Here is a 17,279-nt window from a genome sequence, read left to right on the forward strand (position 1 = left end):
GCGTGCCCGCGCCGATGTTGCCGAGTCCGGCGTTGCCGGCGAGGCCGGGGACAAACTGGCCCTTGCCTTCGAGCTGGATCGACACTGTCACCTCGGTGCCGACGAGCTTGTCCAGGTCGAGGTTGGCGGTCACGCTCGGCGAGAACGCGAACGCGTCGTCGGTGCGCAGTGTGACGAGATAACGGCAGGACTCGAGGCGGCCGATCGCCTCGCTGCCTTGCAGCCGGACCGGCGCGAACACCGGCAGCCCGCCGGTCGAGTAGGTGGGCAACGCCGCGCCTGAAATCGACAGCGTGCGAGCTTGGGCGAAAGTCACCATGATGCAGCGTCTCCCTCGGTCACGAACCGATCACGGTCGCGCCACAGCCCGTCTTGTCGCCGACGTAGCCGACAAGGCGACCGCGATGCGTGCGCGGGCCCGTCGCCAGCAGTGGAAAAATACCGCCACATTTCGGACACATCACCCCGTGCTGGTCCAGCGCGACAGAGATGCCGTGATGCTTCAATTCGTCAGTCGCCTCGACGACCTTGCCGCCGTGATCGGTGGTGTCGCCCAAGCGCACCATATTTCGGCCTTGCGCATCCTGCATATCCAGCTCCGGTGTAAATAGTGATTCAGTTACATGCATCAATTCGACACGGTCACTTCGACGCGACGGTTTCTCGATCGCCCTTCCTTCGACACGTTATCGGCCAACGGATCGGCATCGCTCTGCCCCACCGCGCTGATGCGGTCCTTCGGCACACCGGCCGCCGCGAGAATCTGCGCGACCTGCTCGGCACGGGCTTTGGACAGCGCGTAATTCGAACCCTGATGGGCGGAGCTCGCCGGCAGGTTGTCGGTGTATCCGGTGACGAGTACGTGCATCGAGGCCGGAGAGGCCGGCGAGGCCGCGATGGCCCGTCCGACCGACGCCATCATGGACGCCCACCACGGGGCCACCGTCACCTCACCTGGCGCGTACATTCCGTTGAATCTGAGCGTCAGCGCGTTGGCCATCGGGTCCTGGATCAGCTCGGCATTCCCGGCGGCGATTTCGTCGCGCAGTTGCTCGCGCAACACCTCCCGCAACCGATCGATCGGTAACGGCGCCTGCGTGGATGGCTCCGTGTGCAACCATCCGCTGACTGCGGCGTAGCCTCCCGCACCCACCAGCAGCGCTACCGCGGCACCGACGACAATCCACCAGCGTGACCGACGCGCGCGAGCCGGGCGCACCCATGGATCGACCACCCGTCGCGACCATGCGACCGACTGGCCGCCTCGATGGTAGGGGGCAATGCGAGCCACCGTTGCATTTGGCGCATCGACGGGTTCCGCGCCCTGTTCTCCTGCCATCACCACGCCGTGCACGCGCTCGCGAATGTTCAGCAGCCGTCGCGCACCATCGTGCTCAAAGCGATATCGCCCCCGAAAGCCGAGATCGAGAACGTTCTGGAACAGTTCAAGCAGGTCGAGTTGACCGCGTGGGTCGTTCAGCACCTCGTCGATCACATGGAAGACGCGATCGCCGCCTTGTCGATCATGGCCCATCGCCACGGCGAGGCTGCTGGCCTGCCACTCGGCGCCGGTCCCCTCGCCTCTGCCCCAGCGGGTTTGCATCGCGGCCTCGTCAAGCGCGGCGCTCAAGCAATAGCTCGCCCGCACAACCTGGTCCGACGGCAACTGCAGCTCACGACAAACCCGCAAAAACATCCGCAGTTCCTGCTCGAGCCATTTGCGCCGCTGCAAGACGGCGTCAGGTCCCAGTGCGGCTGGCGTATCCGCCAGCGCGCGCAGCAAGACGCGCGCAGATTCAAGCAACGGATTGACCGATTGCATCGATGCCTTGAGTCGCGCGTTGAGCGGCGGCGACGCCGGAACGCCGGCGTAGTTTTGCGAGTCGACTGTCGAAATCGTCACCTTGCCTGCCCCTCGCCGTTATTGAGTGACATTTGCCGGGCCCGCCGGCGTCGTACCGCGCGGCAGCCCAGGAGGCGGACCGCTATCCGACAGGTTGAACACCGGCATCGAACTCGGACAGCGGAAGGTCTTCAGCACATCGCTCGTCAACGGGTTTGCCACGCTCCCGGTACTCGCAACGTCGAGCACTGCCTTGCGCCCATCAAAATCAAAGGCGACTCGGGTACGGCCGGGCGTCGCGGTTTCGACCACCTGCCCCTTCTGGAGCAAGCGCATCAGCGCCCACGGGCCGTCGGCCGCGATTGTCGACGTGTCAGGGCGGATGCGGGGATTGGCAGTGACTTCCGTATGAACGCCACCACGCGGCCCGGGCCATGTCACCGCAAACGGCGCAACCGGACCGTGCTGATAGAGCGTCGTTTGCCCATCGATGTCGAGCGACAGGCTGGTGATCGTCGGATCCAGTTCGGGAATGCGGATATCGGCCTTCCACGTCAGCTGCTTATGGCCCGGATCGTTGAAGAAGACATCGCGGATCGCTTTCGCATGCTCGAACGGCTCAAGATCCGGCCCCTGGACGGGTTCCGTTGCGCCCGCCAGGGTCTTGTAACGCCACGGCTTCGCGGACGTATCGACGAACGGCGCCAACGTCTTCGCGAAGAAGTCATCAATCACGCCACCCTGCCCAAACACACGGGTGAAGTCGTCGATGCCGACATCGCGCTTGCTGTCGGGCGAGAACGGATAGTTACCTTCGATGGCGAGCCGGCACGTGTCTCCGACGACCGCCTGCATCTGGCGCGACAGTAGCTGACCGATTCCCTGATTAACCTCGTGCGAACCGTCCGCGGCAAGTTGCAGCAGCACCGCACGGAACGGCGCCGGCATCGTGTCGGCCGTCATCTTGAGCTTCGCGGCCGTGTCACTCGCTGGCGGCATGCTGTTATTCGACAGCGCGTTGTCGGAGACCGTGAGCGCCGTGTAGTAGTCGTTCAACAAGTTCGTCACGCCGTCGAGACCGGTCTTTCCGGCCTGGGCGGCCACCGCTTGGGAGCCGGCCTGAGCATCAGCATTGCCCGTCACGACCTCGCGCAGTGCGGCGAAATGGTTGTCGACGAGTTCGCGCTCAACACGCTCCGACGCACGGATGCCAAGCGCCTTGTCGGCCTTCTGGTTGAGCTGGTCGGCCGCCTTCTGGAGAAAAGACCCGTCCGATCCGGTAACCGGTGCCGTCAGCGTCGTTTCATGCACGGCCGCGCGGGCAAGTCGGCCGAGCGGCGAGTCAGGCGCCGCGAAGCTGCGCAGCACCTGAAGATTGAACGCGAGGCTCGTGCCGCTCACCGTCCGGATATCGTTGAGAAACGCGTCCCATTGTTGCGCGTACTCCATCAGATACTCGCGGCGGACCGCGTCCGTCAGTGCATCATCCGCGCGGGTTACCGTGCTCACAATCTCAGCCGTTTTTTTTTGAGCCTCGCCCAGATACGAGCGCCCCATCACCCATGCATCATCGTCGCGTGCGATCTGGACGAACTCGGGAAGCCGTTTGTCGAACAGGTTCCGGTAACCATCGAACGAGAAGAGGCCTGGCACGCCGCGCGAGAGCGGCTGGCCGCTCGCCCGCGTGAACACGGTACCGGCCTGCGGCCCGACCGCACGCAGCAATGTGAACTCGTCCGGTGCCTCCTTCAGCATCGCGGCCTTCGCGCGCTGATACAGGCGATCCGTCGCGTTGCTGCCGTCGAGAAACGCCCGTGCCTGCTGGATCAGTGCATCGCTACGGATAAGCGGCGATTTCACGACACGGTCGCCCGAAAAGAGCTGCTGCACGTGATCGATCATCGACGCACGACCGCCAAAAATCGCTGCGCTGTCGTTTTTCGCCCAGTCGTCGAGCACCCATGTCTTCACGTCGCCGGCATTAAATTTTGTCTTGTCGTAAAGCATCAGGTACACGCGCAGCGCATCGTATGCCGCCTTCGGGTCCTTGTTGGCGATCGCACCGGACATCACGTCTTCCATCCGATGAACGATTTGCGGCACCAGCAGGTTGTCCTCAAGCGCATCGTAGGTGTGACCACTCTCCGTCACGATGTTCGGTGGCGTATAGAGGCCATACCGCCATGCACTACCAGGATCGGACAGGTCCAGATTCGGAAGGGTCGGCAAATAGCGCGCTTCGGTCAGCGTGTCGGGCACGGCTTCCGGCTTGGGCTCCTTGTACAGCTGGGTCACGCGGGCCGCCAATGCCTGGACCTTGCGGCCGATGACGTCGAGATAGTCGCTGTTGTTGCCAAAGCTCACGCGCAATCCGAGTGCGAGCCAGACGAATAGCAGCAAGGCGAGCGCATGGCCAATCAGACGCAGCAGCCGATAGCGGTATTCCCAGCGCAGGTTGGGACTGACGAGATGCGATTCCGGAAACACGACCCGCGTCAGGACATCGTGCAGAAAAAAGCTCCGGTTGCCCTCATTGTCGGCGGCGGCAACTGCCTGCCCTTGCTTCGGCGCAAGGCGTTGCACAACCGTGTCGCGCTCGGCAACGACCGGCCCGCCGCCTTGCTGCGCACTCGTGAAATAGACGCCGCGCAGAGTCGAATGGAGCTGCGTATCGTCGTAACGGGAATCGAGAAACACCCGGTCGATCAGTTCGACAAGCGGCCCGACCAGCGCGGAGAACTCCTCCGGCAACGCGGCGAGCTGCCGACGCTTGTCCGTCTCGTCCTCATCCTGCAGGCGCGTGTGAATCATGCCGGATAACCGACCCGCCATCTGCATCAGCTCATCGCGGCAACGCGCGCGCAAGCCTTCCTTCGCAACCGTTTCCTTGCCGTAAGGCAACGTGAAACCCCATGCTTGGGCGCGGCTCTCGGCCGTCAGGCCGCTGAAATACTCGGCAAACCCCGCCAGGCGGTCCATTTTCGTGACGAGCACATAGACCGGGAAGCGGATGCCGAGCTCACTGCGCAGTTCGCCCAGTCGCGCACGCAGCGCCGACGCCTCCGCGAGGCGTTTCTGCTCGTCGGCTCCGACCAGCGACTCAAGATCGACCGCCAGCAGCGCGCCATTGATGGGGGCACGGGGGCGGTGGCGGCGCAGCATGCCGAGGAAACCCAGCCATTCCGCGCGATCCAGCGCCTCGCGTTGCTCAGCCGAGTCGGTACGAATCGGCACAATGTTGGCGCTCGACTTTGCGACGTCCGCTGGCTGGGTATCGCCGGACGCCTCCGCCTTTGCTGCCTCGCTGCCCGTCTTACCTTCGCCCGATCCGACCGCTGTCGGCCGGTCCGACAGTGGGGCCAGCCCTTCACCTTCCTTTGCCGTCGAGGTGCCGTGACGTGTGTAATAGCCGGCCGTGTCGATCAGCACCGCATCGTTGGTCAGCCACCAGTCCACGGCCGCGGTGTCACCCGCGGAATTCCCGGCCGCCCGCTGCATTTGCTCGGCAATCGGAAACGCCAGGCCACCGTTGAGCAGCGCGCTCGTCTTGCCTGTCCCTCGCGAACCGAGTGTGATGTACCACGGCAATTCGTACAGGTAGCGCTTGCCCTGGAACAACTTGCCCGGTCCGCGCGCGCCCGTGCGCATCGACTTCAGCCGCGCCAGTGCGCTCGCGACGATTGCTTCGACCTTTTTAAGACGCGGCGCAGCGGGGGATTCCTCCGTCTTGCCGCCGAATCGCAGCACTTTTTTCAGGAATGCCTCGTCCTCGCGCATCTTCTGCCAAAGCCGAAACGTCCAGAACAGGGCGAACACCACTACCACCAGCGCAATCGCGCCGCCCCGAGCCGACACCGGTTCGAACGGCGAAGTGTGGCCAAACGACAGCAAGGGCGCCGCGTACCAGATCAGCAGACACAGCAGCGCGACGAACACGATGCTCGTCGACCAGCCTCCGAGCCAGAGCAACATGCCCACGAGCACCAGGGCAATCAGCAGCACACGCATGCCGGCACCGGCCAGCGGCTTGAGCCCACCGAATGCGAAAAACGGTCCGACGAACCAGATCACCAGCGCGACAACGATCAGCGCGAGAAACGCGAGAAACTCGCGCGATGCGAGAAATGACAAAAACTTCTTCATGGTCTATTCCGGAAGCGGATCTGGCCTATTGCGCGACGACGATCTCGACGCGCCGGTTCTGCGCGCGGCCCTGGGCATTACGGTTATCGCCAATCGGATCGGCATCGCCCTTGCCGACGGCTTCAAGACGGTTGGCCGGCACACCGGCTGCTTGCAGCATCTGCAGCACCTGCGTCGCCCGCTCCTCCGACAGCGCTTCATTTGACGGAAACTGCCGGCTACGGATCGGCAGGTTGTCCGTATACCCCAGGACGGTGACCTTGCCCGGCACCTTCGCGATCTCCCCCGCGATTTTTGCGACGAGCGGCGCCATCGCACTCTTGATCGTCACGCCGCCGGGCTGGAACATCGCATCGCCCCGGAACGTCACCGCGCTGTGACGCGCGTCCTCGTCGACGCTCACGGTGCCTGCCGCGATTTCGTCCTTGAGCAGCTGCTTCAAATGCAATTGCGGTGGTGCGGGTGGGGGCGTCAGCCGGCCGACGTCGGCGATCTGCTTTTCCACGACTGCACTGCGGCTCATCAGTTCGTATTTGAACCAGCCGAACAGACCGAGGAGAATCACCGACAGCAACGTGACGGTTATCCAGACCGGAAAATCATAGAAAGACATCCGCTTGCCTTTCACATCCGACTGCCAGTGAGGCGAAAGCGCCGCGGGTGCGATCCCGCGTTGCGAGGTGATCTCGTTGTAGAGCCGTTGGCGAATCGCATCGTGCTTGCGCTTTCCGTTCGCCTCGTGTCGATAGCGCCCCTCAAAGCCCAAGCTGAGAATCTCGTAGACGACTTCCAGCAAGTCGCGATGCTCGCGCGGTTCGGCGAGCAGTCGGCCGATCAGCAGATAGATCTTCTCGCCACCCTGACGGTCCTCATGGAACGTGGTGGCGAGGCCGTTGCTGATCCATTCGATCCCGGACGATCCCCCCTTCCCCCATGCGGTCTGAGTCGCCGCCTCATCGAGCGCCGTGCACAGACAGTAGCGCGCGCCGATCGTGTGGTCGCGGCGAATGTTCGCTTGCTCGCACAGCTTCTGGAAGGTGCGCACCTCCTGTTCGAGAAGGTCTCGAAGTACGAAGGCTTCCTCGGGGGCGAGACGGTCCGGCATGTCCGCGAGCGCGCGCAAGAGCGGCCGTGCCGCTTCCCGCAAAGGATTGGACGCCTGCTCGACCGCAATGAGCCGCTCCCGAAATGGAACGACGGTCGCGCTCGAAGAAGCAGACTGCTGGAGAGCGGATGCAGGCGCTGTTCGTTCCTCGGACACACCGGTGCCGGTAGATGAATTGCTCATGGACAGACGTAGCGAAGCGCGATTCGTGAATTCATGGTTGCCGTTTCGTGCTTATGCACGCACGCCCCACAGTTCGAGTTTGATTGACGGGAAATCGCCCGCCACGTGCAGCGCAAGCCCGCCGTGGCGCACGACTTCGTCCCAGAGCGGTCCACCCTGGGTCAGTTCGTAATAGATATAGCCCGCATTGAACGGAATCTGCCGCGGCGGCACCGGTAGCGCCTGCAAGCCAATGCCCGGAAGGTGACTGCGCACGAGGCTCGGCAGCTTGTCGGATGGCCCCGCTTTCGCTTGCGCAAGGAATTGCTGCTGCAGTACGTCCGGCGGCATGGCCGCATGCACGGCCAGCACGACGGCGGTAAACCCCTGCATGTCGACCGGATCGACCACGGCGTTTCGCATGCCGTGGCCGCGGTCTTCGAGTGCAATGCTTTGCGCGCTGCGCACCAGCACGGCGTTGAGCAGTCGATGCGTATCGTCGACAATCGGCTTCAGGCAAAGGTGCGGTGTCTTGTGCTGATAAGGCGGATGCGTGTCGAGCGGCCGCCGCGTATCCGTACGCAGATGCGTCGACAGCTCGCCTGCCATGCCGATCAAAAGCGCATAGACGTCGGCCGGCGACGTGGTCGGCACGCGCAGCATGTGCTGCAGCAGCGGCTCATACCGGTTCAGGATCTGCAGCAGCAGGTAGTCGGTGACCGTCGCGGCGCTCGCCGTGGTGTCGTCGGTGCCCGCCAGCCGTTGCGCGAGCGCATTCGCGCGCAGGCGTGCGAGATCGTGAATCTTCGTGACCCAGCTCGTCAGCAAGCCGCTCGCACCATAGCCCGACACCGGAGGAACGAGCGTGTCGTCGAGCTCGATGCTGCCGTCCGCGCGAATGGTCTTCACGCGCGTGAGCGCAAGGCCGATCCACGCATCGCCGAGCTCTTTCTCGGGCATCAGGCGCAAGCGCAGGTTCGACAGTTGCACCGGCTCGGGCGCAAGGCCGACCGAATTCGTGTCTCGCAACTCGGTATCGAACACGAGGTAGCGCGCCAACGAATCCGGCGTGTTCTCGAACGTCGTCTCCTCGCAGTTCGGCAGGCGGACCGGCACCGCCAGATAGATCACCTGATCGAGGTGCTCCGGCCGGATCGTCAGCGGCGGCGGCAACGGCGTGTTGCCCGGCGCATCGAACGGCGAGCCGTCGGCGAACACGCCAGCGGCGGACTTGACGATCACTTTCCCCAGCGCCAACGACTCCACGTCGAGCGCGTAGTGTGCAAAGCCAAAGAAGAACGGCGACAGCGGCGCCGCACGCATGTGCGCGTACTTCTCGAAGTAACGATCCTGTTGCTGGAACAGTTGCGGACGGAAAAACAGCCCTTCCTGCCAGGCGACCTTGGCGTACCAGCTCATGCGTATCGTCCGTTTCGTTGAGCGACGTGATTCATTTCTTGGCTTCCTCGATCTTGACGGCCTTGGCCTCAAGATCGATAGTGAGTTTCAGCTTCGGCGTGGAGATGCGGTACCACGCCTTGTCGGGCGGCGCAGGCATCGTGTAGACCGTTCGCCAGACGGAATTCGGCAGGTCGCGATACGCCGCAATCACGCCAATGGCAGTCGTGTCCGCCGCGGTTCGCCGCACAATCGTCTGGTGCTCGCCGGGACGCAGCTGCAGCTCGTCACGCTTGACGACATCGTCGGCCAGCACCGTCTTGTCCTGCATCTGCAACGTAAAGAAATCTGCTGCCTTGAAGGCGTTATCGTTCTTCAGTTCATAGAGGCGTACGACTATCGGCGCTGCCCGGCCGCGATCATCCGGGTTGACGTCGGCCCGGGCGCTGACGGTCAGCTCAAGCCGGATCGGTTCCTTGGGCTTCGGCTCGCCGCTCGCGCAGGCCGAGAGAATCGTCAAGCTGGCGAGCGAGGCGGCAGTCAGAATGGAACGCATGCAGATTTCACCTTGGGATACGGAGGCAGGCGCTGCGCGTGCGGCAAGACAAGTGTGCCGACGCGCAGCGCGACGCCTGCTTACGCTTCCTTGTTGCCCTTGATGTCGAAGCTGGCCGTGACGGCACCGCCGCTGCCGCCCTGCGCGTTCTGCACGACATACTCCTGCTTCACCTTCGCGAACGACAGCGACACCGTCTCGCGGCTCTTTTCGGCGTCCAGCTTGCTGCCCGACGGCTTCACGCGCGTGACGATCACGTCGCTCATCGTGAGCTTCAGGTACTCGAGCGGGTTGCCGCCGGCCTTGCGCATCACGAGCGTGGCCTGGTCGATATGCTTGCCCGTCAGTGCGTACTTCATCAGGTTCGGGCTCGCGCGATCGATGTTGTGCTCGAACGTCAGATCCTTGACCGTCGCCTTGCCTGCGCCGCCGCCGCTGCCGGCGTGCATCGTCGACTCCTGCAGGATTTCCCAGTCCCAGCTCAGGACTTCGATTTCGTCCTTGTGCTTGTCGTCGAGCGATTCGCCGTTGATGCCGTCGATCTTCAGAAAAATATCCTGCGCCATCTGTAGTACTCCTTTTTTCAGTGAATAGAAATCGGCCGCGCACCATGAGAGCGATGGTTTAACGCGCGACCAAACAGGCCAGCTTTACTCTCAAGCAGCTTCTTTGATCGACGGCAGCTTCGTCACAAGTCGCAGCGAAACCGTCAGACCTTCAAGCTGGAAGTGCGGACGCAGGAAGAATTTCGCCTGGTAATACCCGGGATTACCCTCGACGTCCTCGACGAGCACTTCGGCAGCCGCGAGCGGACGGCGCGCCTTGGTGTCCTGCGACGAATTCGCCGGATCGGCATCGACGTAATGCATGACCCACTCGTTCAGCCAGCGCTGCATGTCTTCGCGTTCCTTGAACGCACCGATCTTGTCGCGCACGATGCACTTCAGGTAATGCGCGAAGCGCGAGCATGCGAACAGGTATGGCAGACGCGCCGACAGGTTCGCGTTGGCCGTCGCATCCGGATCGTGATACTCGGCCGGCTTTTGCAGCGACTGCGCACCAATGAAGGTTGCGTGATCGGTGTTCTTGCGATGCACGAGCGGAATGAAACCGTTCTTCGACAGTTCGGCCTCACGGCGATCCGAGATGGCGATCTCGGTGGGGCACTTCATGTCGACGCCACCGTCGTCGGTCGGGAACGTATGGCACGGCAGGTTCTCGACCGTGCCGCCGGACTCGACGCCGCGGATCAACGAGCACCAGCCGTACTGCTTGAACGAGCGGTTGATGTTGACGCCCATCGCGTACGCTGCGTTCGCCCAACCGTAGCGGCTATGGTTCGAGCCGTTCGTGTCTTCTTCGAAATCGAACTCGTCAACCGGATTGGTCTTCGCACCATAGGGCAGGCGCGCGAGGAACCGCGGCATTGCGAGACCGACGTAACGCGCATCCTCGGTGTGACGCAGCGAATTCCACGCGGCATATTCGAGGTTCTGCGTGAAGATCTTCGTCAGGTCGCGCGGGTTCGCCAACTCCTGCCACGACTCCATCTGCAGCACGGACGGCGCCGCACCCGTGATGAACGGCGTATGCGATGCCGCGGCGACCTTCGCGATCGAGCCCAGCAGGTCGACATCGGGCGGCGTATGGTCGAAATAATAGTCGGCGACGAGACACCCGTACGGTTCGCCGCCAAGCTGGCCATACTCTTGCTCGTAGATTTGCTTGAAGAGCGGGCTTTGATCCCACGCCAGTCCCTTGTACCGGCGCATCGTGCGATGCAGTTCGGTCTTCGAAACGTCCAGAACGCGGATCTTCAGGTGCTCATCGGTCTCCGTGTTCGAGACAAGATGGTTCAGACCGCGCCATGCCGACTCCAGCGCCTGGTAGTCCTCGTGATGCAGAATCAGATTGATCTGCTCGGAGAGCTTGTGATCGATCTGCGCGATGATGGCCGCAATGCTCTTGTACGCATCGTCACTGATCGTGATCGACTGGCTCAGCGCCTGTTCGGCGAGCGTCTGAACCGCAAATTCAACTGCTTCACGTGCCTGCTCGGTCTTCGGGCGGAATTCCTTCTCGAGCAGTTGCGTAAAATCGGACTGGGTGGCCACTTGCGCCTGGGCGGCTTGTGCTTGCTGTTTCGCCATGATGGTCTTCCTCGATCGGTTCGTCGGTCAGTTCGCTTCGCTGTGGTCGGCTGCGCCGTCGTCGTGACGCCCAGGCTTCGGTGCCGCGGCCAGCGACTTGAGCCGCGCCGGATCCTGCAGCAATTGCGTAACGAGCGCTTCGGCGCCCGACTTGCCGTCCATGTAGGTCTGCAGGTTCGCGAGTTGCGTGCGCGCCTCGAGCAGTTGGCGCAGCGGCTCGACCTTGCGTGCGATCGCGGCAGGCGAGAAGTCCTCCATGCTCTCGAAGGTCATGTCGACCATCATCTGGCCTTCGCCCGTCAGGGTGTTCGGCACCGCGAACGCGACGCGCGGCCGGAGGGCCTTCATGCGCTCATCGAAATTGTCGATATCGATTTCCAGGAATCGTCGATCCGTCACGGCCGGCAGTGGCTCGGACGGATGCTTGCCGGACAGGTCTGCGAGCACGCCCATCACGAACGGCAGCTCGACCTTCTTCTCCGACCCGTAGACCTCGACGTCGTACTCGATTTGCACGCGCGGCGCACGATTGCGTGCGATGAATTTCTGCGAACTGCTGGAAGCGGACATGGTCAGGCTCTCCTGGATGGTGGGAAGTGGAATGGGCGCTCAACTGAGCAACGCGTCCAAATGGATAGGCAAGGCATCGAACGTCAGCGCCCGCAGCGGAGCTGCAGCGGGATCGGCAACGCCGATCGAAATGCGCGCGATCGCAGCCTTCGACGTGAAGGCGTCGAGCCAGACGGCGGACAGGCGCGGCAGGATGTGTTGCTCGATAAACCCGATCAGAACGCGTGCACCGGTCTCCTGTACGAGACAGCGGCCGACGATGTAGTCGACCACCGCGTCATCGAAGGTCAACGCGATATCGTGGCTGTCGGCCATGCGCTTCACGACGCGACCCAGATGCAATCGGACAATGCGGGCGAGCCCATCGTCGGCCAGCGGCCGGTATGGGACCACGGCCACCCGACCGAGAAAGGCCGCCGGAAAGGCTTTGAGCAGTTCGGGCGCAAGCGCGTCCCGCAACCCGTCCATATCCGGCGCGAGCGCCGGATCGGCGCACAGGCTCGCAGTCAGGTCGGCGCCGACATTGCTGGTCAGCAGGATGGTGGTGTTGCGGAAATCGATGTGGCGACCGTCGCCGTCTTCCATGTAGCCCTTGTCGAACACCTGGAAGAACATTTCATGGACGTCGCGATGGGCCTTCTCAACCTCGTCGAGAAGGACGACCGAGTACGGACGGCGGCGCACGGCTTCGGTCAGCACGCCGCCCTCGCCGTAACCGACGTAACCCGGCGGCGCCCCTTTTAGACCCGACACGGTGTGGGCTTCCTGATATTCGCTCATGTTGATCGTGATCAGGTTTTGCTCACCACCGTACAACGCCTCGGCCAACGCCAGTGCGGTTTCGGTCTTGCCCACGCCCGACGGTCCTGCAAGCAGGAACACGCCGAGCGGCTTCTTCGGGTCGGTCAGGCCGGCACGCGCGGTCTGCACGCGCTCGCCGATCACGCGCAGCGCATCGGGCTGGCCGATCACACGGGCTTCCAGCGTTTCGGGCAGCCGGCGCACGGCCGCGACCTCATCCGTGACCATGCGACCGACGGGAATACCGGTCCAATCCGACACAATCTCTGCCACGATCGCCTCGTCGACCTCCGGAAACACGAGCGACGCATCGCCCTGCAGGTTAGCCAGCGTGCGCTCGAGCTCGCGAAGCCGCTCAACGTCGGGCGCTCCCGCAGTGCCCTCACGCGCGGCAAGCAGCGCTTGCGCGGCCGTGGCTTGCTCACGCCAACGCATCTCGACCGCGGCCTCGTCCTTCGCCAGCGTGTCGATACGCGCGCGTACGCTGGCCAATGCCGTGTCCGTCTCCAGACCGATACTTGCCTCCTGCACAAGCAGCGCCTCTTCAGTCCGCGCGGCAGCGAGCCGCTGACGCACGTCGTCGAGCTCGCGCGGGGTCGCGTGTTGCGACAGCGCCACCCGCGCGCAAGCGGTATCGAGCAGGCTGATCGCCTTGTCCGGCAACTGGCGCGCCGGAATGTAGCGATGCGACAACGTCACGGCGCCGCGGATCGCCTCGTCACGCACCAAGACACCGTGATGCGTCGAAAACGTTTGCACGAGCCCCCGGACCATATCGATGGCGGCGGCCTCGGACGGCTCCGCGACCTGCAGTACCTGAAAGCGCCGGGTTAATGCGGGGTCTTTCTCGATATGCCGCTTGTACTCGGCCCATGTAGTCGCGCCGATCGTGCGGATCGTGCCGCGTGCCAAGGCCGGCTTCAGCAGGTTGGAGGCGTCGCCCGTGCCGGCCTGACCACCCGCACCGATCAGCGTGTGAATCTCGTCTATGAACAGGATCACCGGCGATGGCGACTTGGCAGCCGCTTCGAGCAGCCCCTTCAAGCGGGCCTCGAATTCCCCCTTCATGCTGGCGCCGGCGAGCAGCGCACCAACGTCGAGGCTCAGCAGGCGCACGTCAGCGAGGTTCGGCGGCACGTTGCCCGACGCGATCGCCCGGGCAAGGCCCTCTACCACGGCCGTCTTGCCGACACCGGCTTCGCCGGTCAGCAGGGGATTGTTCTGCCGGCGGCGCAGCAGCACATCGATCATCGTGCGGATCTCGAGTTCGCGGCCGACGACCGGATCGATCTCGCCCGCTCGAGCGCGCCCGGTCAGATCCGTGCAGTATTGCTCGAGCGATCCGTTTCTTTGCGCGCCCGGCAACGCACCAGACGCCTCACCCGGCGTGGCGGGCGACAAATCGCTATGGTCGTAAGGAGCGTCGGCCGCTTCCGGTGAGCCGGCGATCCACGCAGGCAGCACGTCGTCGAGGGCGTCGACCGGGATCTTGCCGAACGCGGGAGAGATGGAAAGCAGCACACGCCGCAGGTCGGGTGTGGACACGAGGGCCGCGATCAACCACCCGCCGCGCACACGACCGTCGTCGTATTCGAGCGTCGCCAGCACCCAAGCGCGCTCGATTGCCGTTTCGATATGCCATGAAAAATCGCTGATCGAGCTTGCGCCGGCGGGCAATGCGGCCAGTACCTGCGCGAAATCGCGCTCAAGCGCATCCCGGTCGATGTCCGCATGGCGCACGATCCGGTGGAGGTCGCCATCCGGCTGCTGCAGTAGCTGGTGCAGCCAGTGGATGAGCTCAACGAACGGGTTTCCGCGCAACTTGCAGAAGTTCGTTGCGGATTCGATGCCGCGGTAAAGCTGGACCCCGAGCTTACCGAACAGTGCTTGCCGTGAAATGGTCATGATGGTCTTTTTTGTTGGCTACGATGCCCCGAGCACCCCGTCAGACCTATCAGGACTACTATGCAGAAGCCTTACCTGATGGAACCGAAAACACTCGATATATCGCTCTCTCTTCGATCCAAGTCAAACGGCCTACTCGGATCGAGTGCCGCATTATCATCACGAAACGGAAATGGCGTCAACGCATTATTTACATCAATAGCACCAAGAACAAATCGCGATCAATCCACTCACCATCCCTCCTGCCGGCATTGCAATCACGCATACCGAGCCGAGCCACACCGACGACAAATCATGATATTTGAGATAATTCAAGTCATTGTTTTTTTGAGATAATTTAAGAATTGGATGTTTAAATAATTTCACAAATTTTCGCAACACGTTGATTTTCAATGAACTCCATATTGACAATTTACAGTCCGTGATATTTTCCGAAGAAACCTTGAATCCGCTTACCGCCCCACTCGCCCACTGGATTATAGATGCTGCGATGGACGAGCCACCGTCACTCGTGTTTAAAATGCGGAATTCTCGTCATCGGACACCAAGATGCGCTCCCTTCGCCTAACCTGGCACCGCCAACCGGACCTCTCGCAGACCGAGCCCGTGCTTGGCGACGGTCTGGCCCGGCGCAGTCCCGACGTGGTCGACTCAGACCTTGTGGCAGACGAAATGGGCGGAGATCTGAGCACCGGCGACGACGTACTTGAACAGCTCGGCATCGGGGGCATCGACAGTGCCTCGGCGCATATGCGCACTTCGGCTCGCGCGCCCACTGCCGCCGCTGACAGTCCCGACGCCCTGGTTGATACATTGCACGCCCAATATTGGCGCGCGCTGACCGATCCCCATGCGGCGGTCAGCACCGAGTGGGCGCAAATGGCAGACGAACCAGCCGCGCATACCGCCAGCCCGGACCCGCAGGACGCCCTTCACGCGCATGGCAACCTCGGAGGTTCAGATTCGATCGAAACGTTGCTGTTTGGCAATCGCACGCTAAAGGACGTGTTCGAGCAACTGGATGGGCACGCCGAAACCGCGCTCGACGATGAACCCATTCCGGAAATCCTGCGGCTCTTTGCTCCGCCCGAATATCAAGCAGCAGCCGCACGGCGCGGGCCGGCTCTACCGCCCGCGCTCACCCGGCGCGAACACCACGCGCTGACCGTGGACAGTCCGCTATCCGCCCCCTCACGCAAGGACGAAGGATGACCCGGCTCACCGCCTCCGACACGCCCCACACCCATCGTTTGGGTGAGGCTCCCCTCAGCGAGCAAATCGAGCACGTCTCGGCACGCCTGCGGGCTCAGCCGACCACCGCCTCCCATCGTTGGGCGCTGTTTCAGCTGTTGTGCATCACCGGTGAGTGGACGCGCGCGATCCAGCAATTGCAGACGTGGGCGAAGCTCGAGCCCGGCCACGCGTCAACCGCGCAGGTTTATCGCGACTTGATTCGGGCCGAGCGCTGGCGAAAACTCGTAGTCGAGGGAAGCGAGCGCCCCGGCTTCGTGCTCGAGCCTCCAGCGTGGGTCGATGGGTTGCTGAATGCGCTCCACTTGAATGCCGGCGGACAGATTGAACCAGCCGACGACGCCCGCGAGACCGCGCTCGACACTGCGCCGAGCGTCTCGGTCAGGATCCCTCAAGGAAAGGCCGCCTGGATTGTCGATAGCGATTCCAGTTTCGGTCCCGTCTGCGAAGTCATCACCGCCGGACACTACCGATGGGTACCGTTCAGCGATCTCGCAGCATGGCGCGTGTCGCCACCGGCAAAGCTTGTCGACTTGGTGTGGGCGCCCTGTACGCTCACGCTCGTCGACGGCGCGCTCGTCCACGGCTTCATGCCGGCACGGTATCCAAGTTCCGAAACGGGGAGCGACGCCATGCGCCTTGGGCGTGAAACGGTCTGGCTGGAGAACGGGCGAACCGGCGTCACTGCACTTGGGCAAAAGACCTGGACAACGGATCAAGGCGACTTCAGTCTGTTCGAGCTGGCGAGCACCGAGTTCGGCGCGCGTATTGCTGACGGCGCGACCATTGGCGAGCGCGTCGATGGCTGAGCGCAAAAAGCTCTCGGCGATGGATGCGATCGCGGTCCGGACACCTCGGCGGGTCAACGCGCATCTGATGCCCACCCTGCTCGACCGGCTGCGCGACGACGCGCCGCATCGGCAGGTCGAAGCGCCAGAGGAATACACGGTCACGCGCAAACAGATGCGGGACATTGTGCAGCGCGACCTCGCCTATCTGCTCAACACGACGAGCATCGAGGACCAGATCGATCGCGCACGCCATCCGCATGCAGCAGCCTCGACCGTGAACTTTGGCGTGCCGCCGCTCGCGGGAGCCTTTATCGCGTCGCGCCAGTGGAACGACGTCGAGCGCATGGTCCGGCAGGCCATCACGGATTTCGAGCCGAGGTTGATTCCTGACTCCCTTGTGGTGTCCCCTCGCCCCGGCAATGACGCCGCCGGCGAACATCACAACGTCCTCGCATTCGAAGTTCGCGGGCTGATTCACATGGATCCGTATCCGCTCGAGTTCATGGTCCAAAGCTCGCTGGATCTCGAAACGAGCGAGATTCGAATCACCGGCATGCGCACCAGCTAAGCGCGGCGCGGCACAACGACAACAACGAGAACACTC

Annotated in this window: 13 protein-coding genes and 1 pseudogene; 3 read left to right on the plus strand and 11 right to left on the minus strand. The window is 63.1% G+C overall.

From position 1 onward, the window contains the following. The 11 genes and pseudogenes from LGN17_RS19140 to tssH all read right to left on the minus strand — a co-directional run. Positions 1 to 319, minus strand: a pseudogene (locus LGN17_RS19140) (type VI secretion system tip protein VgrG); the annotation flags it as partial. 19 nt (positions 320 to 338) lie between these two features. Then, positions 339 to 590, minus strand: coding sequence for a PAAR domain-containing protein (locus tag LGN17_RS19145; protein WP_205814715.1), 252 nt, complete (start codon positions 588 to 590; stop codon positions 339 to 341). Positions 591 to 628: 38 nt separating this feature from the next. Then, complete coding sequence (icmH, locus tag LGN17_RS19150; RefSeq protein ID WP_226198160.1) at positions 629 to 1,903, minus strand: type IVB secretion system protein IcmH/DotU; 1,275 nt, start codon at positions 1,901 to 1,903, stop codon at positions 629 to 631. A gap of 18 nt (positions 1,904 to 1,921) precedes the next feature. Then, positions 1,922 to 5,986, minus strand: coding sequence for a type VI secretion system membrane subunit TssM (gene tssM / locus LGN17_RS19155; RefSeq protein WP_226198161.1), 4,065 nt, complete (start codon positions 5,984 to 5,986; stop codon positions 1,922 to 1,924). 25 nt (positions 5,987 to 6,011) lie between these two features. Then, positions 6,012 to 7,274, minus strand: coding sequence for a type VI secretion system protein TssL, long form (tssL, locus tag LGN17_RS19160; protein WP_226198162.1), 1,263 nt, complete (start codon positions 7,272 to 7,274; stop codon positions 6,012 to 6,014). A gap of 51 nt (positions 7,275 to 7,325) precedes the next feature. Further along, a complete protein-coding gene (gene tssK / locus LGN17_RS19165) occupies positions 7,326 to 8,672 on the minus strand; it encodes a type VI secretion system baseplate subunit TssK (protein ID WP_226198163.1) in 1,347 nt (448 codons plus the stop codon). Positions 8,673 to 8,703: 31 nt separating this feature from the next. Further along, entirely contained in the window at positions 8,704 to 9,207 is a 504-nt protein-coding gene (tssJ, locus tag LGN17_RS19170) for a type VI secretion system lipoprotein TssJ (protein ID WP_226198164.1), read from the minus strand. Between the two features lie 80 nt (positions 9,208 to 9,287). Then, on the minus strand, positions 9,288 to 9,773 hold the full coding sequence (locus tag LGN17_RS19175) for an Hcp family type VI secretion system effector (RefSeq protein ID WP_204421213.1): 486 nt from the start codon (positions 9,771 to 9,773) through the stop codon (positions 9,288 to 9,290). Positions 9,774 to 9,863: 90 nt separating this feature from the next. Further along, positions 9,864 to 11,357: a type VI secretion system contractile sheath large subunit gene (gene tssC, locus LGN17_RS19180; protein ID WP_226198165.1), complete on the minus strand. Its 1,494-nt coding sequence runs from the start codon at positions 11,355 to 11,357 to the stop codon at positions 9,864 to 9,866. Between the two features lie 27 nt (positions 11,358 to 11,384). Continuing rightward, entirely contained in the window at positions 11,385 to 11,927 is a 543-nt protein-coding gene (gene tssB / locus LGN17_RS19185; RefSeq protein ID WP_226198166.1) for a type VI secretion system contractile sheath small subunit, read from the minus strand. 39 nt (positions 11,928 to 11,966) lie between these two features. Further along, positions 11,967 to 14,633 (minus strand): type VI secretion system ATPase TssH, encoded by a 2,667-nt coding sequence (gene tssH / locus LGN17_RS19190; RefSeq protein ID WP_226198167.1) that lies wholly within the window; start codon positions 14,631 to 14,633, stop codon positions 11,967 to 11,969. Between the two features lie 549 nt (positions 14,634 to 15,182). Between tssH and LGN17_RS19195 the strand changes: the two genes are divergently transcribed. The 3 genes from LGN17_RS19195 to tssE are packed head-to-tail and all read left to right on the plus strand — an operon-like array spanning position 15,183 to position 17,243. After that, a complete protein-coding gene (locus LGN17_RS19195; protein WP_226198168.1) occupies positions 15,183 to 15,845 on the plus strand; it encodes a TagK domain-containing protein in 663 nt (220 codons plus the stop codon). After that, complete coding sequence (locus LGN17_RS19200) at positions 15,842 to 16,693, plus strand: type VI secretion system accessory protein TagJ (protein ID WP_226198169.1); 852 nt, start codon at positions 15,842 to 15,844, stop codon at positions 16,691 to 16,693. The genes LGN17_RS19195 and LGN17_RS19200 overlap by 4 nt, the downstream gene beginning before the upstream one ends. Next, on the plus strand, positions 16,686 to 17,243 hold the full coding sequence (gene tssE, locus LGN17_RS19205; protein ID WP_226198170.1) for a type VI secretion system baseplate subunit TssE: 558 nt from the start codon (positions 16,686 to 16,688) through the stop codon (positions 17,241 to 17,243). Before LGN17_RS19200 ends, tssE begins: the two co-directional genes overlap by 8 nt. The last annotated feature ends 36 nt before the right edge of the window (positions 17,244 to 17,279 follow it).

It is taken from the genome of Burkholderia sp. AU30280, from assembly GCF_020420125.1.
Taxonomy (GTDB): domain Bacteria; phylum Pseudomonadota; class Gammaproteobacteria; order Burkholderiales; family Burkholderiaceae; genus Burkholderia.

What these genes read in the sequence shown, in the direction of transcription:
- tssL (WP_226198162.1), bottom strand. Translation starts at nt 7,274, where the DNA reads ATGAGCAATTCATCTACCGGCACCGGTGTGTCCGAGGAACGAACAGCG.
- LGN17_RS19200 (WP_226198169.1), top strand. Translation starts at nt 15,842, where the DNA reads ATGACCCGGCTCACCGCCTCCGACACGCCCCACACCCATCGTTTGGGT.
- tssC (WP_226198165.1), bottom strand. Translation starts at nt 11,357, where the DNA reads ATGGCGAAACAGCAAGCACAAGCCGCCCAGGCGCAAGTGGCCACCCAG.
- tssE (WP_226198170.1), top strand. Translation starts at nt 16,686, where the DNA reads ATGGCTGAGCGCAAAAAGCTCTCGGCGATGGATGCGATCGCGGTCCGG.
- tssJ (WP_226198164.1), bottom strand. Translation starts at nt 9,207, where the DNA reads ATGCGTTCCATTCTGACTGCCGCCTCGCTCGCCAGCTTGACGATTCTC.
- LGN17_RS19145 (WP_205814715.1), bottom strand. Translation starts at nt 590, where the DNA reads ATGCAGGATGCGCAAGGCCGAAATATGGTGCGCTTGGGCGACACCACC.
- tssB (WP_226198166.1), bottom strand. Translation starts at nt 11,927, where the DNA reads ATGTCCGCTTCCAGCAGTTCGCAGAAATTCATCGCACGCAATCGTGCG.
- LGN17_RS19195 (WP_226198168.1), top strand. Translation starts at nt 15,183, where the DNA reads ATGCGCTCCCTTCGCCTAACCTGGCACCGCCAACCGGACCTCTCGCAG.
- tssM (WP_226198161.1), bottom strand. Translation starts at nt 5,986, where the DNA reads ATGAAGAAGTTTTTGTCATTTCTCGCATCGCGCGAGTTTCTCGCGTTT.
- LGN17_RS19175 (WP_204421213.1), bottom strand. Translation starts at nt 9,773, where the DNA reads ATGGCGCAGGATATTTTTCTGAAGATCGACGGCATCAACGGCGAATCG.
- tssK (WP_226198163.1), bottom strand. Translation starts at nt 8,672, where the DNA reads ATGAGCTGGTACGCCAAGGTCGCCTGGCAGGAAGGGCTGTTTTTCCGT.
- tssH (WP_226198167.1), bottom strand. Translation starts at nt 14,633, where the DNA reads ATGACCATTTCACGGCAAGCACTGTTCGGTAAGCTCGGGGTCCAGCTT.